This is a genomic window from Kosmotoga pacifica, from assembly GCF_001027025.1.
Classification (GTDB): domain Bacteria; phylum Thermotogota; class Thermotogae; order Petrotogales; family Kosmotogaceae; genus Kosmotoga_B; species Kosmotoga_B pacifica.
On sequence record NZ_CP011232.1, the window covers coordinates 1,272,736 to 1,298,864 of the forward strand.

At 42.0% G+C, this 26,129-nt stretch carries 22 protein-coding genes; 7 read left to right on the forward strand and 15 right to left on the reverse strand.

The window, feature by feature from the left end; translation table 11 throughout:
* Window positions 1–11 precede the first annotated feature (11 nt).
* Entirely contained in the window at window positions 12–572 is a 561-nt protein-coding gene (locus IX53_RS05925; protein ID WP_047754564.1) for a DUF2202 domain-containing protein, read from the reverse strand.
* Between the two features lie 108 nt (window positions 573–680).
* Here IX53_RS05925 and IX53_RS05930 point away from each other — a divergent pair, with 108 nt between their 5' ends.
* Complete coding sequence (locus IX53_RS05930; protein ID WP_047754565.1) at window positions 681–1,250, forward strand: DNA-3-methyladenine glycosylase I; 570 nt, start codon at window positions 681–683, stop codon at window positions 1,248–1,250.
* A 30-nt stretch (window positions 1,251–1,280) separates the two neighbouring features.
* On the opposite strand, the gene IX53_RS05935 is transcribed toward IX53_RS05930, so the two are convergent.
* The 3 genes from IX53_RS05935 to IX53_RS05950 all read right to left on the reverse strand — a co-directional run bounded on the left by IX53_RS05935 (window position 1,281) and on the right by IX53_RS05950 (window position 6,711).
* Window positions 1,281–3,500 (reverse strand): efflux RND transporter permease subunit, encoded by a 2,220-nt coding sequence (locus IX53_RS05935; RefSeq protein ID WP_053001212.1) that lies wholly within the window; start codon window positions 3,498–3,500, stop codon window positions 1,281–1,283.
* 779 nt (window positions 3,501–4,279) lie between these two features.
* The gene (locus tag IX53_RS05945) at window positions 4,280–5,392 is read right to left on the reverse strand and encodes a hypothetical protein (protein ID WP_047754567.1); all 1,113 of its coding nucleotides are present in this window, start codon (window positions 5,390–5,392) and stop codon (window positions 4,280–4,282) included.
* On the reverse strand, window positions 5,389–6,711 hold the full coding sequence (locus IX53_RS05950; RefSeq protein ID WP_047754568.1) for an MFS transporter: 1,323 nt from the start codon (window positions 6,709–6,711) through the stop codon (window positions 5,389–5,391). The genes IX53_RS05945 and IX53_RS05950 overlap by 4 nt, the downstream gene beginning before the upstream one ends.
* A 122-nt stretch (window positions 6,712–6,833) precedes the next feature.
* Between IX53_RS05950 and IX53_RS05955 the strand changes: the two genes are divergently transcribed.
* Genes IX53_RS05955 through IX53_RS05965 form a run of 3 tightly spaced genes read left to right on the forward strand, consistent with a single transcriptional unit; the run spans window position 6,834 to window position 10,411 of the window.
* Window positions 6,834–7,778, forward strand: coding sequence for an AAA family ATPase (locus IX53_RS05955; protein WP_047754569.1), 945 nt, complete (start codon window positions 6,834–6,836; stop codon window positions 7,776–7,778).
* Entirely contained in the window at window positions 7,771–9,054 is a 1,284-nt protein-coding gene (locus IX53_RS05960; RefSeq protein WP_047754570.1) for a DUF58 domain-containing protein, read from the forward strand. The genes IX53_RS05955 and IX53_RS05960 overlap by 8 nt, the downstream gene beginning before the upstream one ends.
* Window positions 9,038–10,411, forward strand: coding sequence for a hypothetical protein (locus tag IX53_RS05965; protein WP_047754571.1), 1,374 nt, complete (start codon window positions 9,038–9,040; stop codon window positions 10,409–10,411). The genes IX53_RS05960 and IX53_RS05965 overlap by 17 nt, the downstream gene beginning before the upstream one ends.
* 122 nt (window positions 10,412–10,533) lie before the next feature.
* On the opposite strand, the gene IX53_RS05970 is transcribed toward IX53_RS05965, so the two are convergent.
* Window positions 10,534–11,715 (reverse strand): DUF401 family protein, encoded by a 1,182-nt coding sequence (locus tag IX53_RS05970; RefSeq protein ID WP_047754572.1) that lies wholly within the window; start codon window positions 11,713–11,715, stop codon window positions 10,534–10,536.
* Between the two features lie 55 nt (window positions 11,716–11,770).
* Between IX53_RS05970 and IX53_RS05975 the strand changes: the two genes are divergently transcribed.
* Window positions 11,771–12,691 (forward strand): alpha/beta hydrolase family protein, encoded by a 921-nt coding sequence (locus IX53_RS05975; protein WP_047754573.1) that lies wholly within the window; start codon window positions 11,771–11,773, stop codon window positions 12,689–12,691.
* Window positions 12,692–13,193: 502 nt separating this feature from the next.
* On the opposite strand, the gene IX53_RS05980 is transcribed toward IX53_RS05975, so the two are convergent.
* Together IX53_RS05980 and ltaE are read right to left on the reverse strand one after the other, a co-directional pair.
* The gene (locus IX53_RS05980) at window positions 13,194–14,414 is read right to left on the reverse strand and encodes a carboxylate--amine ligase (RefSeq protein WP_245612690.1); all 1,221 of its coding nucleotides are present in this window, start codon (window positions 14,412–14,414) and stop codon (window positions 13,194–13,196) included.
* Window positions 14,415–14,557: 143 nt separating this feature from the next.
* Window positions 14,558–15,586 (reverse strand): low-specificity L-threonine aldolase, encoded by a 1,029-nt coding sequence (gene ltaE / locus IX53_RS05985; protein ID WP_047754574.1) that lies wholly within the window; start codon window positions 15,584–15,586, stop codon window positions 14,558–14,560.
* Between the two features lie 219 nt (window positions 15,587–15,805).
* Between ltaE and IX53_RS05990 the strand changes: the two genes are divergently transcribed.
* A complete protein-coding gene (locus IX53_RS05990; RefSeq protein ID WP_047754575.1) occupies window positions 15,806–16,738 on the forward strand; it encodes a magnesium transporter CorA family protein in 933 nt (310 codons plus the stop codon).
* On the opposite strand, the gene IX53_RS05995 is transcribed toward IX53_RS05990, so the two are convergent.
* From IX53_RS05995 to IX53_RS06015, 5 genes are read right to left on the reverse strand one after another with little or no spacing between them, the layout of a single operon-like run.
* On the reverse strand, window positions 16,731–17,633 hold the full coding sequence (locus IX53_RS05995; RefSeq protein WP_047754576.1) for a glycosyltransferase family 4 protein: 903 nt from the start codon (window positions 17,631–17,633) through the stop codon (window positions 16,731–16,733). The two genes, IX53_RS05990 and IX53_RS05995, sit on opposite strands and share 8 nt — an antisense overlap.
* A gap of 8 nt (window positions 17,634–17,641) precedes the next feature.
* Window positions 17,642–18,808: a DegT/DnrJ/EryC1/StrS family aminotransferase gene (locus tag IX53_RS06000; RefSeq protein ID WP_047754577.1), complete on the reverse strand. Its 1,167-nt coding sequence runs from the start codon at window positions 18,806–18,808 to the stop codon at window positions 17,642–17,644.
* Entirely contained in the window at window positions 18,789–19,343 is a 555-nt protein-coding gene (locus IX53_RS06005) for a hypothetical protein (RefSeq protein ID WP_047754578.1), read from the reverse strand. Before IX53_RS06005 ends, IX53_RS06000 begins: the two co-directional genes overlap by 20 nt.
* Window positions 19,340–21,238, reverse strand: coding sequence for a nucleoside-diphosphate sugar epimerase/dehydratase (locus IX53_RS06010; RefSeq protein WP_047754579.1), 1,899 nt, complete (start codon window positions 21,236–21,238; stop codon window positions 19,340–19,342). The genes IX53_RS06005 and IX53_RS06010 overlap by 4 nt, the downstream gene beginning before the upstream one ends.
* Window positions 21,235–22,101: a DegV family protein gene (locus tag IX53_RS06015; protein WP_047754580.1), complete on the reverse strand. Its 867-nt coding sequence runs from the start codon at window positions 22,099–22,101 to the stop codon at window positions 21,235–21,237. Before IX53_RS06015 ends, IX53_RS06010 begins: the two co-directional genes overlap by 4 nt.
* Window positions 22,102–22,261: 160 nt before the next feature.
* On the opposite strand from IX53_RS06015, the gene IX53_RS06020 reads away from it, so the two are divergent.
* The gene (locus IX53_RS06020) at window positions 22,262–25,060 is read left to right on the forward strand and encodes a response regulator (protein ID WP_047754581.1); all 2,799 of its coding nucleotides are present in this window, start codon (window positions 22,262–22,264) and stop codon (window positions 25,058–25,060) included.
* A 1-nt stretch (window position 25,061) separates the two neighbouring features.
* On the opposite strand, the gene IX53_RS06025 is transcribed toward IX53_RS06020, so the two are convergent.
* Genes IX53_RS06025 through IX53_RS06035 form a run of 3 tightly spaced genes read right to left on the reverse strand, consistent with a single transcriptional unit; the run spans window position 25,062 to window position 26,116 of the window.
* Window positions 25,062–25,460, reverse strand: coding sequence for an ATP-binding protein (locus tag IX53_RS06025; protein ID WP_047754582.1), 399 nt, complete (start codon window positions 25,458–25,460; stop codon window positions 25,062–25,064).
* Window positions 25,450–25,764 carry an STAS domain-containing protein gene (locus IX53_RS06030; RefSeq protein WP_047754583.1) on the reverse strand — a complete coding sequence of 105 codons (315 nt, stop codon included), beginning with the start codon at window positions 25,762–25,764 and terminating at the stop codon, window positions 25,450–25,452. Before IX53_RS06030 ends, IX53_RS06025 begins: the two co-directional genes overlap by 11 nt.
* 4 nt (window positions 25,765–25,768) lie before the next feature.
* Window positions 25,769–26,116 carry an STAS domain-containing protein gene (locus tag IX53_RS06035; RefSeq protein ID WP_047754584.1) on the reverse strand — a complete coding sequence of 116 codons (348 nt, stop codon included), beginning with the start codon at window positions 26,114–26,116 and terminating at the stop codon, window positions 25,769–25,771.
* Window positions 26,117–26,129: the final 13 nt, after the last annotated feature.

Below are 26,129 nucleotides of genomic sequence, written 5' to 3' on the forward strand. Positions count from 1 at the left end.
GATTGGTTTAATTATTTTCCTGAGAGTATTTCCTTTGCCAGCTCTTCACTTATGTACTGATACTCATAGGTCGCACTGAACTTCTCAAGTTGCCTGTTGAAAGCTCTCAAATGATTTTCTGATCCATTTTCAAGAGCTTCATACACAGTGAGCAGGTCTTCGTTATTTGTGGTTTCCATCAATTCAAGCAAATCTTTTATGTCTAATTCCTCAATAAGCATTCCGACTTTTATCGCATCGATAAGTGACGCGCTTCCCTGAGTTATAAGCTTTTCATAGAGTGCCTGAAGGTCTTCATTGGTGAATTCTCCACGCTCTTCCAGCGCTGGATCTTGAAGGTTGTACAGGTCTATGAGATATCCTACGCGATCCATGTGGGTCTGCTCTGACTGTGCGATGTTGTAGAATGTTTTGAGTCCCCATATGTCATAGAGTTCCAGATACACGTCTCTTGCGAGCTTTTCTTCTTCTCTCATCTGAAGGATACCGTTTAGTTCCTCGTCGCTGAGTGAAACCGCAAAGATACTCATCACTGACAGAAGCACTATTGAAATCACTACCAATTTTTTCATATTTTTCGCCTCCTCTTTCGGATTTCAATATCATCGTATAATTAAATACTTAGAAGAGGCTTAAAAAAAACTTAGCGTTAGCTTAGAATTTGCACGAGGGGTGATCGCATGGATAGGTTCAGATGTCCCTGGGTGGGAAACGATCCACTGTATATCGCTTATCACGATGATGAGTGGGGTGTACCTATACATTCGGATAGGGTTCATTTCGAGTTTCTGGTGCTCGAGGGGGCTCAGGCTGGGTTGAGCTGGTCAACCATTCTCAAGCGCAGAGAAAACTATCGCAGAGCCTTTGATCACTTCAATCCCGAAGTAGTGGCTCAGTATGATGGTAAAAAGATAGCAGAACTTTTAGAGAATACAGGTATCATCAGGAACAGACAAAAAATACACTCCGCTGTAAACAATGCAAGAGCCTTCCTTGAAGTGCAGAAGGAGTTCGGTTCTTTTGATGCCTATATCTGGGGATTTGTCGGTGGCAAACAAATTGTAAATCACTGGAAAGAACTGAGCGAAATTCCCGCATACACAGAACTTTCAATCGCTATTAGTAAAGACCTTAAAAAGCGGGGCTTCACTTTCGTCGGCCCCACCATAATTTATGCGTATATGCAAGCTGTAGGTCTTGTGAACGACCATCTTGTGAGCTGCTTCAGACATAAGGAAGTCCAAAATTAGGTTTATTTTTTATTCTGTCTATTAAGTTCATTAAATAACCGTTTGTTTGGTTTTGTCCCTGGCGATTCCTGCCAATTTTCCCACTTTCGAATATATAGTTGGTAACAAAGCCAAGGTGAACACCGAGCTTGAAAGCATTGTGAACCACATCAGCGCAGACATATATGAATGGAATCTCAGGGGCGATATGAGCAATGCTGTCAGTCCCAACGCAAGACCAAGCGCATTAGCTACTATCGGTCTTGATGTCGCTTCGAAAGCTTTTCTCGCTGCATTTGCTGCATTCTCGGTTTTTAGCATCAGCTTGAAATACACGCTATAGTGTATTGCATAGTCTATCCCGACACCGATCGTTATGCTCGCCATCGTTGCAGTGATTATATTAAGTGGAATACCTGCGTACCCCATAAGGCCAAACATCCCCACAAGAGTAACCCCAATGGGGAAGGTAGCATATATCGAAGCCAGAAAACTTTTGAATGTTAATAACAACATAACAAACACAAGGGCGATGGCGACAAATAAAGAACTTATTTGTTTTGGAATCACACTATCGTTCATTTCTTTTGTTATGTAAGGCACTCCCACAACAGAAAAGCTGATACCTTCGTCATTCCAATTTGCGATGGTGTCCTTTATTTCCTGGAGAGTCTCGCTTTTCAGATCCCTTGGAAAGAGAATCGCTCTGGACAGCTTTTTGTCTCTCAGCAAGAAGTTAGACAGCGGATTGCCGGCTTGATTTGAGGCGAGAATATACAAAAAGTTGGCTATCCCGAAGTTTCTTGGATATTCAGGCGAATCAAGGTTGTAGGCGTTTTTATTCAAATAGCTCATCACATCATAAACGGAAATCGCTTTGTTAACAAGTCCCTTTTCTTTGAGTTCTTTTTCCTTTTCGAGGACAACACGTGCCGTCTCAAGGTTAAGTGGATCGCCTGGAGTTTCAATGAGCAAGAATATAGGTATCCCACCACCATTTATCTCTTTGACTTTATCGAAGCTTTTATATACCCAGGTACTTTTCTTGAACATATCGGGCTGGTTGAATTCCACGTTTATGAAGTATATGCCTACGATAGCTGCCAATACGTAGACAGCAGTCAAGAATGCAATCCTCTTTCCCCACAACCTTGAAATGAGACTGGGTATCAATCTGTTGACAGGTTTTACACTTATTTTTTTGAAATTTCTTATCTGAAGGGTTATCAAGGGCAAGAATAACCACGTCGCAACACCAGCAAGACCAACACCAGTTGCTGCGAATATCGCAAGCTGCCCCATACCAGCTGAACCGATCGTAAGCAGTGAGAGGAAACCAACGATAGTCGTGAGAGTGGTCATCACCATGGGAAGTCCCACGCCTTCGAGGGTTTTTCGGACAGTGTCTTTCCTGTTGTTTTCATCAAAATTGTCCGTAAAGTGTGACATGTAGTGTATACCATCGGCGCTTCCCATGACTATCGTAAATATAGGTGCGAGTATAGTCATAATGGAGAGTTCTTTACCGGTCCAGCCCATGAGTCCAACTGTCCAGAGAGCACCCAGACCAGCTGGTAAAATGGACAAAATTGTGTTTTTGGTCGAGCCTATTTGTGATCTAAAAACAAGAAAAATAAATCCCGCAGCCAATGGGGGAATGAAAAAAATAATCAGCAGGATATAGTCCACAAGTTTTTTCTGCAAGAAGGCGTTACCAGAACCGTAATAGACAAACCCGCTGTTAGAAAAGACCTCCTCTATTCTCTTGACGGTGCTTCTATAATCCGCTTCCGGTGAAAGGAAAATGTTGAAACTGGCGAATTCTTTGCCATCTATCTTTCTCAGGGGGTTAAGCTCTCCCATATTCTCAAGGAACTTTTTCAAAAGCGGTATGTCCTGAGCGGTTATTTCTTCAAGTTTTATTGCTCTAAGACCTGAAAATACTGTTTTCGGTGTAGGTCCACTTATGCTTGAAATACCTTCAAGGCTTTCAAGATTTGACTGAAGTCTCCTGAGCTCTTTGAATTTTTCCACCTCATCGCGGTATTCAGGCAATTCCACAACAAAGATCAGCTGCTCACCGCTATTGAAGAGTTTTTCCATTTCGCTATACGCTTTATTTGCCGGTGAGTCAGAAAGGAGAAGAGTTGTGATATCAGGGTTTATTCTGATCTTAAATACGCCTATGAGCGCTAAAAAGTTAATCAAAACCAGCAGGACAAAAAAAAGTTTTTTCCCTCTTGAGAGCGCATCTACATAGCCTTTAAACATAACCGACCTCCTAACAATAAAAAACACTTTACACTATTATATTCAAAAAGCACACTATTACACGTATAGGATATATAAACACTGCGAATAAACATCCTGACCATTAAAAAGACTCGATCGTGGCCTGAGATAGATTATATAACATCAAATTCTTCGCAGTCTACTGGTAAACGTCTTCTTGAAAAAACGGGTAAAGGGTCTGGGGTATGGGGTGTGGAAATACTCGAGATCCGAGAGCCCGAGAACCGAGAGCCGTTTGCCGTTGATCGTCTTCCGTTGACCGATAAGAACTTTCTTGGGAAGAGCGGATTTGGGGTATGGGGTCTGGGGTGTAGAAATACTCGAGAACCGAGATCCGAGAGAATGCGCGATATGCTGACTTTGTCAGGATATGCACACTGCGTGTGGATTGCGTGCTTTCAGCACGGATGTGCGGCTCAATGAGCCGGTTTATAACAAGTTCTTTCCGCCGAAGGCGCATAGCCACAAGAGACCGTTTACCGTTTGCCGTTGACCGATAAGAGCTTTAGCTTCCGCAAGCGTCGCTCCATCGGCTGATAGCAAACGTCTTTTATTGTTCTTCCCACTCAGAGGAGTGCGTACCGCCAGCGAAGCTAGACTTACCCACGCGCTAGCGTGCTTACTGGTTCTCGCCTTTCCATACCCTAGACCCTATACCCCAGACCCGCTCTTTCGTTTTCTTCACCTACAACCCACAACCTATCGCCTACAACGGGTTTTCTCTATGGTGAAAAAAATCCCTCCCGAAGGAGGGATTTTTACAATTTTTTCTCGAACGTAGCATATTCTTTGTAGAGTTCTCCGCCTGCACCAAGTGCGTCCTGGAAACTCTTTTTGTTTTCGAAACCTATGATGCCACCCTCAGCCATTACATAGCCTTTTCTCAGTGCGTTCATCCCTATGTGGTAGTGCATAGCGAAAGAAACCCCTTTCCCCTGGAATTTCTTGACCACAAAGACAGTGAAAGCCCTGAAGCTCTTTATGTTCTTTTTCTTCAAGAATAGTTTTAACCAACCAAAAGGATAAATCCGGCCGCGCAGTTCTTTGAGGATTTCGTTATAATTTGGGATGCTTGCCGCAAAACCGATGGGTTCGTCCCCGTGGTAGGCGATGGCAACGAGTTCGGGGTCGGCGAATTTTTTCATGTCTTTGACAATCTGAAGCATTTCCTCGTAGGAGGGTGGCCTCACTCCTACCCATTCGTCAGGAATCGAGTTTTCCATTACTCTTTTTAAATCGCGGGCGACTTTTTCCAGATTTTTCATGTTGGGCGAAATCACTTCATAGCCATAACGTTTTTTTGCCAGTTCTATCAATCTCACGATTTTTTCAGGTATGGGTTTGCCAAAGTTGTATTTGAAGCAGGCAAGATGTCCATTCATACTGAAGCCCAACTCTTCCAGTAGTTCCCGATAGTAAGGGTGGTTGTAGTTCATGTTTATAAAGGGCGGATCGTCGAAGTTTTTTATCAATATGGCTTTGTAGTCATCGCCATTGGTCGGTGAATCAGTTCCGATGTAACTCTCCATATCCATCTTTTTGAACCAATTATCAGCTGCATGAAAAAGAAGGTCAGCCACGTAGATATCGTTCTGACTTTCGAATAGGGTGAAAGATCCCACCTTATTTCCGTGTTTCACCACGTTTCGGTTTACGTAAACACCGAGCCTTGCCACAGGCTGAGGACCATCCATAACAAGGAAGAACTCCCGTCCTCCACTCATTACTGGTGCTCCTTTGATAATCACGCTCTTTATCGTGGAGTTCAATGGTGGTATCCACTGAGGGGTATCTTTATATAACTCATAAGGCAGTCTTATGAAATTACGAATATCCTTTTTCGTCCTAACTTTTATCAGTTTAATTTTCATTTAGTTACCTCACCCTCTTCGAGCATTTTCTTTTGGAAGGCCCTGTCGATGGGGTAAGGTATCATCAGTAGTATACCGATGATAAACATCAATCCCGGTAACCCACCGAAGAGCAACCTTATTGTCAACAACACTTCAGGTTTTTGGGGTACGTTAGGCACATAACCTACCGTGTTTAAAGACAGACCCACAACGAAGAGCATCAAAGAAGTGCCGAGTTTCTGGAAGAACGTTGTGAGTCCGTAGTACATGCCCTCGCGCCTTTCACCTGAAATCACCCGGTCGTATTCGATTGCGTCTGGCAGTATAGAAAAAGGCATGACATGAGCAGCTGACACCCCAAAGCCAGTAACGACCACCATAACATATAACCAGAAGCTCGTCAGTTTGTCTCCAAAAAACGCTATGAAGAGCAAACAAAGCATGAGTTCCAGCATTCCCAGTTGATAAGCCCTGCGCTTTTCGAGCTTCTTCGAGATTTTAACCCATAGAGGTAGAAAGAAGATGGAAGACAAGAACATAACTCCTATGAGCAGCCCTATCTCAGATTCCCTATTCATAACATACGTAGCAAAATATATGATAGTCGAAGAGAGTACGTTGATGCCCGTCCATGTGAAAAAGTACATAGAAACGGCGAGTATGAAAGGTTTGTTTCTGAGGATGTCTTTAAAAATTCTCAGCCTGGCACCTGTGTTCTTTTGTCGAATAGCTCTTTTCTGCTCTCTCACAAATAAAAAGACTACCAGTGGTGAACTTACGACGATAGAACCAAAGATGAGTCCCATAACAATGTAACCTGTCGCAGGAACGTCGTAATGCTGAATGATGAACGCAGGAACCGCTCCAGCGATCAGACCTCCAAGAATCGAGAAAAACATACGATAAGCGTTGAGGCTGGTTCTTTCGTCATAGGTTTTCGCCAGTTCGGGGGTTAGAGAATTATAAGGTACAGCATAGGCTGTACTGGCGGTTGTGTACAGAAGGAAAGCAATAGTGGAATAGAGTATTTTTAACCCCGGCGACCACTGGGGCACACTCCAGAGCAAAGCAAAGGTAACACCATAAGGTATAGTAGCCCCAAGGATGAAGGGACGTCTCCTGCCAAGGCGAGAAGTCGTTCTATCGGAGAAACTTCCAAATAGTGGGTCGCTGAAAGCATCCCAGATTTTTCCAATCAGTATAGCAAATCCCGCCCAAGCGGCATTTACATGTGCCACATCTGTGAGGTAATAAAGGAAATAAAAACCGACGATCGTCCATGAAATACTTAACCCGAGGTCACCATAGCCAAAGGCTATCTTTTCGCTCTTTTTCACGATTCAATTATAACTAAAACCTCTTTAATTTACGCGAAAGAGCCCAAAGACCTCACAAACTCAAATAACAGAGGGTGATATAATGATTTCGAATATCCTGTCGATGAAATGGGGGGCAATGGATGCGTGAGGTAATGGAGTTCGGTAACAAGGTTATAAAGAACATATCAAGAGTGATAATAGGTAAAAACGAAGTCATTGAAAAACTGCTGGCTGCCATAATAAGCGAAGGCCATGTATTGTTGAACGATGTGCCGGGTGTTGGTAAAACGATGCTTGCAAGGAGTCTTGCCCTCTCACTAGGACTGGATTTCAAAAGAATTCAGTGTACCCCGGATCTTTTACCGAGTGACGTAACGGGTTTGAACATCCTGGATGTGAAAAGCAATGAGTTCGTGTTCAGGAAAGGGCCGGTTTTCACAGACATACTCCTCGCTGATGAGGTGAATAGAACAACACCAAGAACCCAGTCAGCGCTCCTCGAAGCCATGGCAGAAAAGCAGGTAACCATAGATGGAAAGACCCATACACTAAGTGATCTGTTCTTTGTTATTGCAACGCAGAACCCTGTGGAATTCGAGGGTACATTTCCTCTTCCCGAAGCCCAGCTCGACCGTTTCTCTATATGTATGACCATGGGATATCCGGAAAAGGAACAGGAAATACAGATGCTTCATGGTATGAAAGCAGAGCACCCTATCACTGAACTCAAACCAGCATCGAGCGCCGAAGAATTACGAGAAATCAGGCAAAAGGTTAAGCAAATACATCTCGATGATTCTATACTTTCATACATCACAGACCTTGTCTGGAAAACACGTAGACACCCTGATCTCGCTCTCGGTTCAAGTCCAAGGGGCTCAATTGCCTTGATGAATCTTTCAAGAGGCCTCGCGGCATTAAAAGGGAGGGATTTTGTAGTTCCGGACGATGTAAAGGAAGTGGCTGTGGAAGTCCTCGCACACAGGGTGATTCTCAAACCTGAAGCCAGACTCATGCGTAAGACCAAAGAAATGGTTATAAGAGAAATTCTAGACAAAACAGAGGTACCGATCAGGAATGGCTAAGCTCTCTGTAAAATCCTTCAGATCCAGTAACGGGCCCCTGATATTTTTGACCCTATTGAGTTTTATCTGGCTTGTTTTTCAGATTAACGTCTTTTCCCTGACGATCGCTGTCCTATCCGCAGTATTGTGGACAGAATATTTCCTCAGTAGATATTTTTTGAAAAGACTCACTATTGAGAGGCAATCAAGCAGAAACAGGGCGTTCACCGACCAGCCACTAAAAGTGAGATATTCCATTGAAAACTCTTTCCCGGGTAATACGAGCGTGGAGTTTGTACCACTAATAGAGGAGGCTACCAGCAGTTCCAGCCTGAAGACGCGAAAAATCACGCTAAAACCCGGTCAGACGCTACAGTTCGATACCGAATTGATTTTCTCCCGCCGCGGGAAAAAGGATATCTCGAGCTGTTCAATCGCATACAAAGATCCCCTCGGTTTTTTCAGGCACTGGGCGGTCTTCTCAAGCCCAGAAGAAGTGCTCATCCTCCCAAGGCTCATGGAATTTGAGAGCTTCCCCTTGATGCTCAGGGAACTTCTTACTGGTTCGAAAAGTGATTTCAAACTGCTCGAAGATCCAACGCATCTGAAAGGAATAAGACGGTACGCTTCAGACCCGATGAACCGCATTCACTGGAAAATATCAGCCAAGATGCGAGAGCTTTACACAAAAGAGTTTAACTACACCGCAATCAGCAAAACAATTCTCTATCTGGACCTTAATCTTACGAAAGAAGTCTTCGCGCGAACTGTGTGGTCGCAGATGAGGAGAAATTATGAAGAGCAAGCGGTGCTGGCTGCATCTTCTTTGATTCGCTGGAGCTATGAGAGGGGAAACAGGATCGAACTGGTCGTCGTTGGAGATAAAATACTCAGGACTGAATACAGCAAAGAAAGCTGGGTAGAGATAGTGGAATTGTTGGCTCTTGCTGAAGGAACGGACAAAGGAGTAGAACTCTCCGACGTTCTCTTCAAAGACATTGAAAAACTCACACCTTCAACCACACTCGTGGTGTTTTCTCTTTATCTAACGGATTCAATACTGCCTGTCCTGCTGAAAGCTAAATCAAAATGCGCGAGGGAACTCGTACTGGTGATGCCTTACGGGTTCAGAGATCCGCGTTATAAAGCTGGAAGATCCTTCGAGCTACTACCACAGGACATGAAACGCTTGAAAGAAAAGGCAACTCTGCTCGAAAAAGAACAGATACTCGTCCGGATTGTTAAAGACAACCAGTCTCTTCAGGAGGTGGCAATGGAAATTGAAGAAGTTAAGTAACCTGCTCTCATTTCTCTATGCCTCCGCGACGGTGGTCTATGTTTCAGCAAGAGATTTCGGCTTTATCGGCACTGCTATTGTTCTCATTGTCGTGTTACTAATGCTGTACTCTACCAGGATCAGAGCCGGTTGCACTCCTTTCGTAATGCTACCTTTCCTGCTTTTCTTTACCATATTCGTGTCCATGGGCACGCAGCGCCTCGATTTTGGGAGTTCACTGTACTTCTTCATCGTATATGCAGCTATACTGCTTTCGCTTTCAACCGAAGTCTGGACAGCGACGATTGGTCTAATAACTCTTGGGGTAGCCATCTCTGCAGGAGGAGTTAGTGATACTACAGATGCTATCGTTTTTGCTTTCATAGTGCTGCTCTGGCTTTTTACAAGAAACATCAGAGTCCCAATGATCTTTATGACAGTATTTCCACTGCTGATCGTAATAGTTTTTCTATCAGCCAGCAAGCTTGAGTTGGGAATTGCAAACCAGTTTACATTAAGAAGCACCGAGCAGCAACAAACCCCATCGGCCAGTTCACTAGAAGGATCGATACCTGCTGGCAGATCTTTAGGTGAGCTCGACCTATTCAATACCACCGAAACAGGAGAAAGCGTACCAGGGAAAATGTTGTTCATGCCTGATTTTTTGTTGAATATCCTCCTGCTACTAGGTGCGTTTTCAATGATACTCATGATGATCAAAGTGAAGGCTTTTAACGGTTACCTTAAAGTCATTTTCTTTAGCACGGCGGTTTTTGTAATGTTTATAGCAATATCCATTTCGGTGTTCATGTTTCTAAACCAGAGCGAGGAGAAAATAGTGGATGCCGGGGCGGAAACAGGAGTTATAATTCCCGGAAAGATTGCCCGGAGCGTTTCTACAGCAGAAGCAACTTCATTCACAGGTCTAACAAGGAAATTCGATAACTCCCTGAGGATAGATATTGAGTGGATACTTTTGATTGCGGCTTCCGGGATTGTTTTGCTGACCGGGGTATTCCTTTTGAAGCTAATGAAAAAGACCGTTACCGAGAGTACTACGGAAGAAGTCGAAGCAATACCTGAAGAGGTCGAGCTACTTCCCCTTGATAGGTTTCCGGAACTGAAGTTTTCAAAAGATTATATACTGAGCGCTTACTGGTGGTTAAGGCGAAAGTACTTTCCCAATCTTCATCACTTAACACCATACGAGCTTATAAGGTACGATCTCGAATCAAAGTATTTGCAAACGCTGACGGAGATCTACGTAGAAGTGCGATATGCCGGAAAGATACCGAAAAAGGATGCTTTTCACGAATTCCACGATGTCCTCAAAGAATTTTCGCTTGAAAAGGAGAATAAAATATCATCAGAAACATAATCTTGCACTGTTAACTCCAATCATTGCAGAAAGCTGCAGAAAATGCTGAGATTCTTTTAATTGAAAAGTTAAAAGCAGTAATCAGAATAGGTGAAGCTTCCCCCTATATAATTGGTGGATTCTTAGAGTTTAGTGATAAAGAGGTATGTAATGAACGTTACTGCGGTCGCAAGGGCTAAAGGAACCGTTATCCTCTTCACCATTGTCGTATAACTCACAGAGAAGTACTGTGTAGTGAGGGCAACACAGAGATGCACCGGAGAAAGCAAGACACCGGCAACAGCAAAAGCGTAGGCGAGCAAAGCTGTCGGAAACATTGCCTTTGTCGCAACAAGACTCATCAGAAGTGGAAAACTCAAACCCACAGAAGCCTGCGTGACACCCGTCATTAGTCCCATGATAAAAGGCAGAGCAATGATTACCAGAATCGTTGGTACAGACCACGACAGTAATTCGCTAGCCATACCTTCTGGAATATGAGATGTTTCCACAAAAGCTTTGAAAAAAAAGACAGCGGACAGGAGAAGAAATGTCTTCCATTTGAAAGAGCTTTTGAGAATTTTCAGTTTATCTTTCTTTGTTAATAAATATACCAGAGAGGTCGTAAGCACCACAAGCCATCCCGGCTGGTTCAGGATGACAAATATTATGACAACTACAATCGGCCATGAAGATAGAAACAATTCTTTCAGGGCACTAAGGGATAACTTAACTACAGGTCGCATTCTAACCATGTACAGATAACCTGCTACAATAGCCATGATTCCAGCCGGCAGCATTCCTGTGACTAAACTCTTCAAAGGGGTGTTCGCCATGCCTGAAGCGATCACGATCGCCGGATACAAAGGCCAGAAATATTCCATAGAGTGTCTGAACCAGTAGTTAGTTACCATAGCATCTTCAGACGTGATATTTCGATCCTTAAGTGCCATTTCTTTGACCATTGGAGCTGAAAACATGGCTCCTCCTGGCATAGGGAGTAACCCTATGGTAGCTGGCATAAGGGAAATGGCGACCCTCGGAGCAGTGAATATATCTCCGATGGCCGAAGTAAATTTGGCAGCATCACCACTTCGGTTCAATGTTTCCCCCAGAAGATAGATGGAAAAAATAGTTATCATTACCTTCCAGAAATTCCAGTCTGATATCTCTTTAACGAAGGCATCATAGTACATCATAGGCTTTATTAACGATATCGTGCCTATGGCCACGATTGCTATGAGGAGAGAAATCGTGATATCTTTTAAATAGCGCAACGATACGATCATCGCTGAAATACCTATAATAACAGATAGTGTCGTCATAAAATCACCCGGGAAATAGTTTGCATAACGAATTATACAACAGGAGTGATGCTTTGTGGAAAGTGAACATAAAGATATTTTCGCATTAAGATTCACAAGAAGCCCTCTTGTTTTGGGCGAAAGACGTATTGATGGCGGTACAGAGTTGATTTTGAAATCAAATTTCCCTTCAAAATATCCTGAGAACAACAACATCTTTATGGAATTCTATTCCGCTTCACAAGCAAAGGGTACCGTACTTTTCATTCATGGTACGGGACAAAAAAACCTGAAGTATCTGAGATGGTTTGCAAAGCATTTTCCAGACTTTTCCTTAAATGGAGCATTGATGGTACTTCCCTATCATTTTTCGCGGACACCGACCGGATACAGATCGGGTGAACTTTTCATGGAAACTGAGAGCGATAAACTCCGGGATAGGTTTGAAAATGCCGTTGTGGATGCTCTTACCTGTATAGAGTACCTTAAAGACATTAAAACTCCTGTTTTTCTTATGGGATACAGCTTTGGTGGATTTATTGCGACTATAACCGCCGCATTGTCTAAAGAAGTGAAAAAGCTTTCTCTTGTTGTAACAGGTGGAAACTTCTACCATATAACCTGGAAGAGCTTCGCAACAAAAGTTTTGAGGATAAAATACGAAGAGGATGGGAGCTGTGATGTTGAAAAGTGCTGGAAATATCATTATGAAGACTACCCAAAATTCATGAAAACACTGGACAGTCCCCGGGTGAAACTTAGCAGTGCCCCGATTTCTTGCTTTGAATATGACCCTCTAACTTTCGCCCCATTTGTAAAGCAATCTGTGCTTATGTTTGGTGCCCTTTTCGATATTTTTATCCCACGAAAATCAACCCTCGAGCTGTACAAAGCTTTCCCAAATGGAGAACTTCACTGGTTACCCACAGGTCATTTGACCTCGATTATTTATAAGTATTCTATTTTAAAAAAGACAGCACGTTTTTTTGAAATCTAGTTCCAAAATCGGAAAAATCATTTCTGAGTTATCTACATTTTCAGTGAGTTATGAACATGGCCATGTTCATAACTCAGTAGTTTTTACCAGAATGTCCTTTCACAGGGCCTTACAACAATGTTCATAACTTTTCCGCTTTAAATCTTTTCTAGTAAAGAATTTCAAAGAACAAGGTATACGTATGTACCGAGTTATGAACATTAGCTTTCCGAATCAATTATTTCACAAAGTAGAAAATCCTCTGAGTTCACTACTAACAAAGGGATTCCAAAATTAAAAGTTATGAACATTGGCACAATCCTTTAGGGAAGCTGGTTTTGGAAGTTATGAACATAGCATGTTCATAACTCAAAAGTTATGAACATGTATTGTAGTCAGTATCTGTTGCGGGGTACGTAAGTTATGAACATAGTTATGAACATCTATATATTATTACTAATAAGAAGAACATAACAAATAATAAAGCGCCCATCGGGCGCCTTCATCAAAAAGCATGAACTATTCAAACAGCTCGATATTTTCTCTGGAGTTCTTCAAGAGCTACTGTATCGGAAAAGTACTTTCTTTCATACAAACAGCCTAAATAATAGGACTCCTGCTGACCACCTACAAGAGGTCCTACAACAGCCGAAAAGAGCATAGAACCAAACATCACAAAGAAGGGAAGGGGATCTCTGATATCCCAGACGTCATCGAGCATACCCTTATCCCTCTTAAAAAAGCCCTTCAGTTTCTTGAACTTCCCTTTAAACAAAACGGCTAAAAACCAACCCAATTCGAGAGGTGAAGTGTAAGAGCCTACTCCTATCTTAGGTTTCTGTGGATGGACCATTTCAGGTTTCTCCAGAAGGTCAACATACATTTTTGGTAAATTGAGACCCGCTGCATAGGCAACATACACACCAGGACTCATTCTGGGATTAATATCTGTTATGTAGTACATGTTACTCTTTTCATCATAGAGAAAATCGGTACAGATATAACCAGTATAATTTAACTCCCTAACAATCTTTTCAACATAGTCATCAATCTCAGGGATATCATATGTTAGTCTGTAAGTCCCAAAACCACCATCCTCTGGATATTCACGAATATTCCTGTAAATGACATTTCCCATGAGTTGTCCATTATAAGCAATACCGGTGGTGCAGAACTGCACCTTGGGTAGAAGTTGCTGAACCATGTACTCCTCTGCATTAACTGTTGAAGCAACTTTTTTCAGCTCATCAATGGAGTTAAGCACCTTTATTCCTATGGCTCCCCTATTTCTTCTTGGTTTTATCACTACCGGAAACAACCAGCTTGACTGATCAAAATCCTTCAACAAAACAGTTCTCGGCGATGGAATGCCGAGACTTTCTGCGAGTTTTGAGACACTGTACTTATCATGAAGAAAAGCAAGCTTTGAATAATCTGATAACAGCAATTTAGCTTTACCCTCAAACCTGTCAAGATAATATGACATAACAAAAGCATCTTCAAAACCAGGAATTATAACGTCAATCTTGTACTCGTCCACGACCTTGAGAAGAAAATCGATGAACTCATCGGATTTTTCACTTATAGGTGGATGAATGAAATATTTCTTAACATAACGCGAATAAAGCCCGGCACTCATCCTGACGCTATCAGCAGCGTATACCTCATGACCATCACGGTGCAAAATTCTGATGGTATCTAGCGAATACATCATTCTAGCTGTAGTTACCAATACTCTCGCCAAGACTTCTCACTCTCCTAGAAATTTTTACGCTACAATTATACTTCTTTTGTGCACATTTAGAGACACAGTTCATAGAAGCTTAACCGCTTCACTTACATAATACTTCATTAAACTAGCGTAAACAATGGATTATTAATGTTAACTCAACTAAAGTCTTCTACAATTTCTTTAAGAACTGTCACCACTCTGTGAATGTCCTTTGTTGTAACATCATTATTTGTCACGAAGCGATATTCCTTTCCTTCCGGAGGATTAATTTTGATGCCCCGTTTTTTCATTTCTTCAACCACAACCTGTGGCTCTGGAAACTCCAGGGTGAAGAAGACCATATTTATGTCCAGCCTATCTTCGAGTACTTTGAGCCCCTTTATTTCACTCAATAATTCAGCCAATAATCTCGCATTTCGATGGTCTTCTTCTAAACGGTCAACCATCTTTTCAAGGGCGACTATGCCCGCTGCGGCGAGTATTCCGACTTGCCTCATTCCACCACCCATTAGTTTTCTTCCTTTACGTGCTTTTTCGATAAACTTCTTAGACCCAGCCAATATTGAGCCCACCGGAGCAGCCAATCCTTTCGACAAACAGAACATTACAGAGTCTGCCGTTGCAGCTATTTCTTTTGCTTTTACTCCTAAAGTTATAGCCGCATTGAAGATCCTTGCACCGTCCAGATGGACAGGAACTGAATATCTACCCGCAAGGGCTTTGACAGACTTCAGGTACTCCAGTGGCAGAACACGACCAGAAGAATGTGCATTCTCCATGCAGATAAGACCAGTCTCAGGGAAGTGTACATCGTTGGATCTGATGGCACTTTCAATTCTTCCTAATTCAGGCATGCCATCAGGACTCTCCAGAGTGCGAAGCTGTACTGAAGCGATAACTGCCGATGCTCCCACTTCATGTATGAAGATATGGTTCGAATCCGGAATGATAACTTCATTTCCCATATCAGTGTGTGTTAATATAGCAAGTTGGTTTCCAAATGTACCGGATGGCACAAAAAGAGCAGCCTCTTTACCCATCATTTCGGCGGCAAGCTCTTCAAGCCGGTTCACGGTTGGGTCGTCTCCATAAACATCATCCCCCACCTCGGCTCTATACATTGCCAGGCGCATCTCTTCCGTTGGTTTGGTAACAGTATCGCTTCTTATGTCGATCCATTTCATTCATTTCACCTCCGTTACAATTATAGGTCACCGGGAGCCAAAAGCTTAATAGCCTTTATTATGCTATAATCCAAAAAAGGAGGTGATTTCATGGAATTATACAGTAGCGAGGGCGATTTACCGCCATAAATTTACTTTTGAAAGGCTGCTCCACCCTCCTCAGTTTCAGCTTGCAGGAACATTCAAAAAGAATTTTTAAAAACGGAAGGAGTGGAGCAAATGATAAGGTATTATATAACGGAGAAGAACGAGTTAAAAGAAATCGAGAGCTATATTCCGAAATGCTGGGTCAACAGCATTAAGCCTGATGAGAACGACGTCATTAAACTGAAGGAACTTGGTATCGATGAAGATTTCATCTATGATGCCCTTGACCCAGAAGAAAGGGCCAGGTTCGAGCAAGATGAAGACATCATTTATATAATCACAAAAATTCCTTTTTTTGATGCGGATGATCCTGAGGTCCCTTTTAAAACTCTTCCATTAGGCATTGCGATAACTCCAGAGGCGATAATCACCATTTCAGATCACGGAAATGAAATACTCAATGATTTTTTAAACAAAAAAGTGAAAGACTTTTCCACGAAAAAACGTTTCAGGTTTCTATTGAGAATATTTGACAGGGGCACCGTTTATTATTTGCGATATTTGAAAGATATAAGAAAGAGATCAAATGATATTGAAAACGAACTTCATCGTTCAACCAGGAACAAAGAGCTTGTAGCGATGTTGAATCTCGAAAAATCTCTTGTTTATTTCACAACGTCATTAAGGTCTAATGAACTCATGTTTGAAAAACTTAAACGCGCCAACATTCTGACCCTTTATGAGGAAGATGAAGAACTCTTCGAAGATATCATCATCGAGAATCGACAGGCTATCGAGATGGCACGGATATACAGTGATATACTCAGTGGCATGATGGACGCCTTCGCTTCCGTCATTTCTAACAACCTGAACGTTGTGATGAAGATCCTCACCATTGTGACCCTTGTACTTCAGATTCCTATGCTAACGGCGTCCATATACGGTATGAATATAGCTCTGCCTTTACAGGAATCGCCTTATGCGTTTTATTTAACCATGGGCGTTTCTGGTGTAATAGCCGTTATTTTTGGTTTTGCGTTATTCAAGATACGCTGGTTCAAGTGATTTCAAAAGACCTCAACACAGTGATTTGAATCGTGGAAAGCAACAGAATATAGATTATCAAAAAGACCTTGCCCAGAAGGAGTGAAGGGAAGGCATAGAGAGAAGCCAGAGCCATAGAAGTCAGCATGATGGCTCTGGTGTTTTTCATATAGAGTTTCTTTAATTTGTCGTAGAAATGATCTCTATCGCCTTCAAAGGGAGATTTCCCGTTTAAAAGTCTCCTAAAAAATCCTACAACAAGGTCAAGAAGAGGTAACCATAGGATACCGAGAACGTTCCACCCTTCTCCGGTACCAAAGGACTTAATAAGTGCTATCCCGAAGATCCCTCCTAACAAGTAAGAGCCTTCATCTCCTAGAAAAACTTTTGCGGGCGCTATGTTAAAAACCAGAAATGCACCTACAACCAATATAATCCAGCGGAAAATTTCTAGACCTGGCAAAAGCGAAAGTGCAAATGCAATCACAAGGCTTACCCCGCCACACACCCCATCCATTCCATCAACCATATTGAAGGCGTTTATCATCACTGCAAAAGCGAACGCAAGAAATATCGACAACATAAAAGAGTATCCACTATACCAAAAAGAGAACAAAAAACCAATAGCCAGTTCTGCTACAAGCCGTAAAAGAGGTGGAAGTCCTTTTACATCGTCAGAAAATCCCAGGAACCATAAAAGTGAAAGTACAGGAAGATATTTCACCAGTTCCCTGTCGAAAAACAAGGCAATTCCAAGAATGGATAAAAAAATTCCCAATCCGCCGGTGAAAGGAATGGGTTTTTCGTGGGGTTTGAGGACACCTTTCGGCTTATCGAGAAGGTTAAAAGTTATTCCCAGCTTTATCGAAATATACATCAATACCATTGAAATTATGAAACTGTAGACATATGTCATGGAACCATTTACCCTCCAAAGCTTTCTACGGCTTTAGACAAGTGATAGACAACATATTCCTGTTCTTCTCTCGTTATAGAGGTGTAAAAAGGTATGGCTAACGTTCTCTTTGAAATTTCTTCGGTGACGGGCAGGAAGCCCTCGCTGTAACCAAAAGTCTTCCTGTAAAATGGTTGCAGGTGTACAGGTTTGAAATAGTCGCGACTCTGGATGCCATTCTCCTTTAAATAGTCCATCACTTTTTCCCTGTCTACCGAAGGTGCGAGTCTGACAACATAGACGAACCAGCCAATCTTTGTAGAATACCCTTCTATGTGAGGAGGTTCTATACCATCAATCTTTTCGAAAAGCGAAGTGTAATAAGTAGCGGCAGTTGAACGCTTTGAGAGGATTTCCTCTATCTTTTTCATCTGCTCCAGCCCGATAGCAGCTGAAAGCTCATCAAGGCGATAATTGTAACCTATACGCACATGTTCCAACCATTCTTCTGCCTCTCCCCTTCCCTGATTTCGCATACTCCTTGTAAGTTTAGCAAGCTCTGAGTCGTCCGTTACGATCACTCCACCTTCACCGGTAGTTATCTGTTTGTTTGGATAGAAGGCAAAAGCTCCTGCCTGCCCAAAAGTACCAGCCTTTTTTCCTTTGTATTCACTTCCTAATGCCTCACAGGAGTCTTCAACGACTTTAATGTTAAATCTATTGCATATCTCCATTATGCCGTCCCAGTCCATAGGATGACCAAAAATGTCGACCCCCATCAAAAATTCGGGTATGAAAGGCTTGAGGTTAATTGTATTGGTTCTTAGTCCTTTTCTGGAGTACTTTTCTATCGCTTCCTGTAATGTTTCCGGAGAGATATTCAGGGTATTTTTGTCGATATCTGCGAAGATAGGGATGCCCCCTTCATATAAGGCTACGTTTGCGGAGGATATGAAGGTGAAAGCAGAGGACAACAACTTTTGTTGTCTACTAAAACCAAGTGCTTTCAAAATAAGGTGGAGGGCGCTCGTGCCGCTGTTAACGGCGACAGCGTACTTGGAACCAACGAAAGTTGCGATAGCCATTTCGAAAGCTTTCACCTTTTCACCGATGGAAAGTACGCCTGATTTCAGCACTTCAATAGTGGTTGCTATCTCATCGTCTGTGATAAAAGGTTTAGACAGAGGGACGAACATTTTCTTCACTTCCCTTTTTCGATTTCGCGAAATACGATAAGATCAGTCCAAGCGAAAACGACCATAGCGCAGCCATGCCGATCTGGTATTCTCGGGGTAGCATAAAGGTTACAGTATGTGCTGGAATCCAGAACCAAAGCAAAGAATACAGGGACTTGTCTATATTCCTCCAATTGCTTTCTCCTGAGAAAAGGTTGTCCAGAGCTCTGTGCAAGAGCACAAGAAAAGGCCCAAACTGGAGATTCATAGTCACAGACCTTGAAAATGCGTTCCATAAACCGGAAGAAGCACTTTCAGGGAGTAGTCCGTGAAGTATCAATGCCACAACAAAACCTTCAAACCCGATGAAGGCAATCTTGATAGGGATAGCCAGAAATGCCCATATCAATGCTTTGTACAGTAAAGATGGCCCTCTTAATTTTTCTCTTCCGGATATTTTTGTGGCGACTATTTCTCCTAAAGTGCCTAGAATGGCGAACTGGATTATCGCAGAAAGAAACGGATATTTCGTGACAAAGTCAATATATAGACTCATTTCGTAGACTCTCCTTCTTTTCTAAGTTCCGGGATGGCCCTTTTGATACGCGCAGTGGCGTCAGGAACGAATTCTTCTATGATATGGTTAAGCTCTTCAAAATCACTGTTGTTTATCGCATTTTTAATCCTGTTTACCAGATTTCCCAGTGATTCGTGAGATAGGGTTTTCTTTGATTTCAGCTTGAAGATTTTTGGGTGAGAAGTCTTCTCAAATTCTTCTCCTTCCAATGAAAGCCTTTCGAACAACTTTTCGCCAGGTCTTATCCCTGTATACTTTATTTCTATTTCTTGATCGGGCACGTATCCTGCTAAGGTGATCATATCCCTTGCAAGGTCCGAGACTTTTATAGGTTTCCCCATATCAAGAACAAATACCTCGCCTTTAGAACCGAAAGCCCCTGCCTGAAGCACCAGAGAAACGGCTTCAGGTATCGTCATAAAATAACGTGTCATTCGTGGGTCCGTCACCGTAATAGGACCTCCTGATTGGATCTGTTTCTTGAATTTTGGCACAACACTCCCTCGACTACCGAGGACGTTTCCAAACCTCACCATTGCGAACTTGGTTTTTGAATTCTCAGACATAGCCCTCAGAACTTCTTCTGCCAGTCTTTTTGAAACGCCCATAATGGAAGAAGGATTCACGGCTTTGTCTGTGGAGATCATGACCATCGCTTCCGTTCCGTATTTCTCTGCGAGTTTTGCTACTGTGTAAGTACCGAGGGTATTCACCCGGAAGGCTTCTGTAGGATTTTCCTCCATAATCGGGACGTGTTTATGAGCCGCAGCGTGAAAGACCAATTGCGGTTTCAATACAGAAAATAAGTATTCCATCCTTGTTTCGTCCTGGATATCGGCTATTATTCTATGGATTTTCAGCTCAGGGTAGGCGTCTTTCAACTCCTCTTCTATTTCATATACGCTGTTTTCACCCTTCCCGAGCAGGAAAAGTTCTGAAGGTGAAAGTCCGGCAATTTGCCTGCACAGTTCACTTCCTATACTCCCACCTGCACCGGTTACGAGGACTTTTTTCTCAGTAATGAACCCTCTTATCTTTTCCCTGTCCACCGAAACAGCTTCTCTGCCCAGAAGATCATCGACACTGATCTCCCTCAGATAACCAAGGTTAGCTTTTTTGTTCATAAGCTCTGCCAGTCCCGGGAGAGTCTGTACTCTGACTTTTTTCAGGTCTATAAGAGACATTATGCGTCTTATTTCTTCAGATGTGGCGGAGGGAATAGCGATTATTATCCGGGTAATATCGTACTTTTCTACCAGCTCCATAACCGACTCTGAAGAGCCAAGGACAGGGAGACCGTGTATTCGTTTTTTCTGTTTTCTCGGAGAGTCGTCCAAAAAGCCGATTATTCTTCCGTATGATGGGTTTCGCATTATCTCATCGGCCAGAGCTGTTCCAGCATCACCGGCACCTATGATTAATAATCTGTCCTTTGATCCACCTTCTCTATCGATTTTTAAGAAAAGGTATGTCAACCAGAAAATTCTGGACCATATGATCAGCAGAGTAGATCCGATGAAGGTCATGGTCGAGACGGTTAGAGGTACGGTGAAAATTTTGATGTTTAGCAATAAGATAGCCCTGCCAAAGAAAAATCCAACCACATATCCCAAAAAAGTACCTCTGAGAATTATCCAGAAATCCTGGAAGTTTGCATAACTCCAGGATACTCTATACGTCCCGTTGAGTATTAATGACAGAAGAATAAAGAAGCTGAAAAAAGCCCCATTTTGAAAAAACTCAGGTTCATTCAGACTGAAAATACCGTACCTGAAGTACATCCCAAGAGCATAGGAGCCATATATCAACAAATAATCAGTGAAAGCAAGTATTAAAAACCTTTTCAGCTCTCTGCTGTTGATCACTTTGATCACTTCACCTTGTACAGTGCAAATCCGGCTGTTCCTGGGCCTACATGTGTAGATATGACTTTTCCCATGAAAGAAGTAGTTATTTCGCGAACGTTATAAGTCGCTTCAAGGAGTTTACGCAACGAGGCTAAACTATCTTCATTGTCAGCATGAACGAGTATGATGTCCACTGTTGAACCTTCTGGTACTTCTTCAAGAGCTTTGTTTATGAGCATAGTCCGGGCCTTCTTTTCCCCTCTCACCTTTTTAAAAGGGATCATAGCGCCTGTATTGTGCTCAATGTAAAGTCCGACGTTAATGCTGAGAAGGTTTCCCACAAAACCCTGAAATTTCGAGACTCTACCTCCTTTAACAAGATAGTCGAATCTGGAAACATAGAAAATTGCCTGGAACTTTTCTTCAGCGATTTCTTTTTCGATGATTTTTCCAACTTCTTCTACACTCTTCCCTTCATTCAACAGTTCGCGTGCGCGTTTTGCAGCAAGGGCATTTATAGAACTCGCGTTTTTTGTGTCGACTACATATATTGGAATATCAAATTCTTCAGCAACCAACTTTGCTGTATTGTAAGTGCCAGACATATTGGTGGAGATGCAGAGTACGAGGATTTCTTCATACCCTTCTTTTAGAGCTTTCTCGTAGAAATTACGTATTTCTCCAGGTGAAGGCTGGGAAGAAGTTGGCAGTTTGTCGCTTTTCTCAAGGCGATTCCAGAAATCTTTTATATCAGAAATATCCCGTGAATCGTCATCTTCTTGCACTCCATCAGGCCAGGTGAGATGGAGAGGGATGAGCGTAACGTCCAGTTTATCAAGCCAGTCATGAGGTATATCACTCGTACTGTCAAGCAAGATTTTTGTTTTCACAATAGTACCTCCAATCCCGTTGAGCTTTATCGTGTTACTGTAATAGTATATCAAATCCCTCGCTACACTTCAGCGTGACAGAATAGAGGGCGGGAGGAAGAGTGTGTTTTTCGTATCAGACGTACAAAAAATGGTAAAATTCGTTTAGAGGAGGTTTTTGATGAGAAAACTCAGCAGAAAGGTTTCTGTACAGTTCTTTCTGTTTATTTTGTTTGTTCTGGTTTTCATAGGGGTTTTCACATTTCTCTCTTTCATGAAAGCATCACGGGAAGAATACACAAACTATCTTGAAGCTAAGAAGCAGGATATATACAGTTGGTTTATCGACTACAAAAAGTCGTTGAGAGACAATCTTCAATTTTTCTTAGAGAATGGCCGTCTGCTTCCTGGAATTCAGCTTCTAATAGAATATCGGTCTAAAGGTACGGTTACATATAAAAACGATGTTAACTTTCCACTCGATTATGAATCGCTTGAAAAGTTGAACAATACATTTTACGCTCATAATGGAGAACTCTTTTATCTTTATATAGCTGAATACGGCGAAAGAAAATTCTTGATAGCGAGTAAAATCGGTCCTGATATCGTGGAAGAGTTGTCCAACTCCCTCGGAAAAGATGCCCTTGTATTTATCTACAAAGATGGTTTTTACATTATTCCTGAGGAGTTCAAAGAGCTCGAAATATACCCACCAGTGGTCAAGAAGCTATATGAAAACAGTAATGAGAGGCCTGTAGGTTATGATTCCACTAATAACTGGATTGATCGTTTGCTGCCCGGAGAAAACTATCTTGTTGACAAGGTAGATCTCGTTGGAGCCGAGGTTTATATTCTACAGTCACAAAAGTTACTGACTATTTTTCAGAAACGATTTGCTTATATGATGTTCATTGTGACAGCAGGTGTTCTGCTTTTTTCCTACATCTTTTCTACAACTTTAAATGCCTATATTTCCAGGGCATTGAAAAGCATTATCGAGGGATTCGAATCTATCAAACAGGGAAAATTCAAAAAGGTGAACCTCAAATCACGCGATGAACTGCAGATAATAGCTCAGGAGCTCAACGAAACTATGGAATTTATTAAAAACACATTAGAAAAATTACGGCTTTCAAACGAGCAATTAAAGAAGGCTTCCAAAGAGGCTCAGCAGGCGAACAGGATGAAGTCGGAATTCCTCGCGAATATGTCCCATGAAATGCGAACACCGATGAACGCTATTCTTGGTTTCACAGAACTTTTGATGTCAGACGAAACGAATACTGAAAAGAGGAAATATCTATCAACCATTTACAAGAGTGGTGAGCATCTCCTCAATCTCATTAACGATGTCCTGGATCTTTCGAAAATCGAGTCGGGTAAGTTTGAGATAATAAAAGTCCCATACAGCCCGAGGGAACTGTTGAAGGATCTCGTCGAGACTTACATTCCCCTTGCTTCATCAAAAGAGTTGCACTTGGCCTACAACGCCGACGAATCACTTCCGGAGTATCTGTTGGGAGATGAGTTCAGAATACGACAGATCCTAACTAATCTCATTTCAAATTCCATCAAATTCACCGAAAAAGGATATGTTACGATAAGGGCCGTAGATAGGGTGGAGGCTGTCGATTTTGTTGTAAAGGACACAGGTATCGGAATACCTGCAAAGGATCTTGAACGGATATTTGAACCTTTTACACAGCTCGATGGAACGATGTCGAGAAAATATGGTGGAACAGGCCTTGGACTGACGATCACAAAACGACTCGTGGAATTGCTTGGAGGTCGGCTCTTTATCAAGAGTGAACCCGGCAGTGGAACAGAAGTCACTGTGAGGTTTAAAAAGGAAATCCCCACAATTGTCGACAGCAGGGAACAGATGAATATTGAAGAAGATTCTCCCTTTTTGCTTTTGGTTACACAAGACAATGAATTGCTTGAAAACTTTGGATCTACCTTCACAAGACATGGGATAAAGTACAGATATACCAATGATCTTGAACTGGCAAAACTTTTATTGAACAATCAAAACTTTTCTCTTGTGATTCTCGATATTTGCACTATCGATAATAAAGAACGAGCAAAGGAGCTTCTTGGTGAGTTGAACGTACCATTCATCATCCTCGCAGAGAATGAGAAATCTTACCCAGAGTTCGAAAGCCATATAATCACCAAACCTGTATTGGAAGACAGGCTTATCAATAGAATTTACAACGTTGTTGAGAAATCAAGAAAGGCTTTATTTGAAAGAAAAGCAAGAATCCTTGTTGTGGAAGACAACGAAGCAAATCGGTTGTTGTTTAAGAAAGTACTGGAAAAAGCAGGACATATGGTCGAAGTTGCCGAGAACGGGAAGGTCGCTATTGAGAAGGTTAAAAATGGAATCTTCGATATCGTATTTATGGATATGCAGATGCCGGTAATGGATGGATATACCGCAACCAGAAAGATAAGAGAACTGGGAATCAAGATCCCAATTATTGCCCTCACAGCTCATACCATGAGGGGAGACGAAGAAAAAGCGTTGAAAGCTGGTTGTAACGGGTATCTTGGAAAGCCGGTAAAACGCAAAGAGATCCTTGACACTGTGTATAGGTTTCTCATGCCGGACGAAAGTAACCACCCAGACGAAAAAATCGAAAAAAATGGTGGTCTCCATGGATACAGTAGTGATAGGATAACCAGGTTTGCCAGAAAAATGGGACTTTCTTTAGAAGAGGCTTCCACGATGTTTCAAGAATACGGCAAATTTATCGAAGAAAGAATCGATTATATACTAAAAAAATTGGAAGATAAAGACTTTGAAGCTATCGCCAGAGAAGGGCACAGCCTTAAAGGTTCAGGTACTATGTACTCTGTTGAAGAAATATCCGAGTTAGGGCTTGAAATAGAAGAGTTTGCGAAAGCAGGGAAAATTGATCTCCTTCTTTCCAGAGTGGAAGAGTTGAAGAAACTAAAAAAGAAGCTGTGGAACTGAGTTAGATGGAGAGTTTGAGATGGTTCTTCCCATCTTCGTATCTATACGAAACTTCCTTCGATAGAGACCTGATTAAATAAATTCCCATACCACCATCTTGAAATTCTTCCACTCTAGAAAAATCAGGTAGGCTTTTTTCGAGGGGATTAAAAGGCTTTCCAGAATCGGATATCGTAAGTTCAACATCTTTTTGATCAATACCGATTTCAACATCGATATCCCCTTCTCTATAATGATAACCGTATTTCACAATATTGGTACATGCTTCAATGATTAGCAGTCCGGTCTTAAAAGCTTTCTCCCTTCCTACAAGCGGAACTAGCTTTTCATATACCTTTGATGAAAGCCAATCAATTTCTCTTAAACTTGCGTTTACCCGAAATGCCATCTTATCCTTCATGTGGTTCCACCATCAGCTGACTAATGTTCTCCACCACTTTTATGGCCCTGTTGATCCCGAGAATGAGGAGCACCTTTTTTACATAAGGTGATGGAGATACTATAGCCAATTCAGAGTCTTTGCTTTCGAGCTTCTTTCGTAATGAGAGTATCCGGGCAATGCCTGATGAGTCGATCATTTCTACATTTTTGAGGTTTAACGCAAGGACTTCACCTTCACCTGCAAAATTGAATATGTTCTCAAAAAAACTTTCGTCAGTAAGCGCTGTTATCCTCTTTTCCTGAACAACTATTTCTTTAACCATACAATCAACTCCTGAGTTTCTCGATCACTTCAAAAACGGAGGAACATTCAATTTCAAATAGTGTGTCCAGTTTGAGCATTATGAACAGATTCTTGATGTCTGGCGAAAGGCCACACATGATAATGGGAATTTGCTTTTGGTTCAGTTTTTTATACAGCGCAATGAAAGAAGCTATCCCCATACTGTCAACAAAAACCAGATTATCTGCATCGAAAAGCACCGCTTTGGAGTTTTCAAAATTTTGTTTTAAAAGCCACTCCCTAAAGTTCATAGAGTTTTCCCCGGTTATTCTCATGGATTCTTTCAACCTTATTACAGCGTATACCCCATCGATCATTTCAAGCTCAAACAACGCAACCACCTCT

Coding starts and splice junctions, on each gene's coding strand:
- IX53_RS05925 (WP_047754564.1), bottom strand. CDS start 572: ATGAAAAAATTGGTAGTGATTTCAATAGTGCTTCTGTCAGTGATGAGT.
- IX53_RS05930 (WP_047754565.1), top strand. CDS start 681: ATGGATAGGTTCAGATGTCCCTGGGTGGGAAACGATCCACTGTATATC.
- IX53_RS05935 (WP_053001212.1), bottom strand. CDS start 3,500: ATGTTTAAAGGCTATGTAGATGCGCTCTCAAGAGGGAAAAAACTTTTT.
- IX53_RS05945 (WP_047754567.1), bottom strand. CDS start 5,392: ATGAAAATTAAACTGATAAAAGTTAGGACGAAAAAGGATATTCGTAAT.
- IX53_RS05955 (WP_047754569.1), top strand. CDS start 6,834: ATGCGTGAGGTAATGGAGTTCGGTAACAAGGTTATAAAGAACATATCA.
- IX53_RS05960 (WP_047754570.1), top strand. CDS start 7,771: ATGGCTAAGCTCTCTGTAAAATCCTTCAGATCCAGTAACGGGCCCCTG.
- IX53_RS05970 (WP_047754572.1), bottom strand. CDS start 11,715: ATGACGACACTATCTGTTATTATAGGTATTTCAGCGATGATCGTATCG.
- ltaE (WP_047754574.1), bottom strand. CDS start 15,586: ATGAAATGGATCGACATAAGAAGCGATACTGTTACCAAACCAACGGAA.
- IX53_RS05990 (WP_047754575.1), top strand. CDS start 15,806: ATGATAAGGTATTATATAACGGAGAAGAACGAGTTAAAAGAAATCGAG.
- IX53_RS05995 (WP_047754576.1), bottom strand. CDS start 17,633: ATGACATATGTCTACAGTTTCATAATTTCAATGGTATTGATGTATATT.
- IX53_RS06000 (WP_047754577.1), bottom strand. CDS start 18,808: ATGTTCGTCCCTCTGTCTAAACCTTTTATCACAGACGATGAGATAGCA.
- IX53_RS06005 (WP_047754578.1), bottom strand. CDS start 19,343: ATGAGTCTATATATTGACTTTGTCACGAAATATCCGTTTCTTTCTGCG.
- IX53_RS06020 (WP_047754581.1), top strand. CDS start 22,262: ATGAGAAAACTCAGCAGAAAGGTTTCTGTACAGTTCTTTCTGTTTATT.
- IX53_RS06025 (WP_047754582.1), bottom strand. CDS start 25,460: ATGAAGGATAAGATGGCATTTCGGGTAAACGCAAGTTTAAGAGAAATT.
- IX53_RS06030 (WP_047754583.1), bottom strand. CDS start 25,764: ATGGTTAAAGAAATAGTTGTTCAGGAAAAGAGGATAACAGCGCTTACT.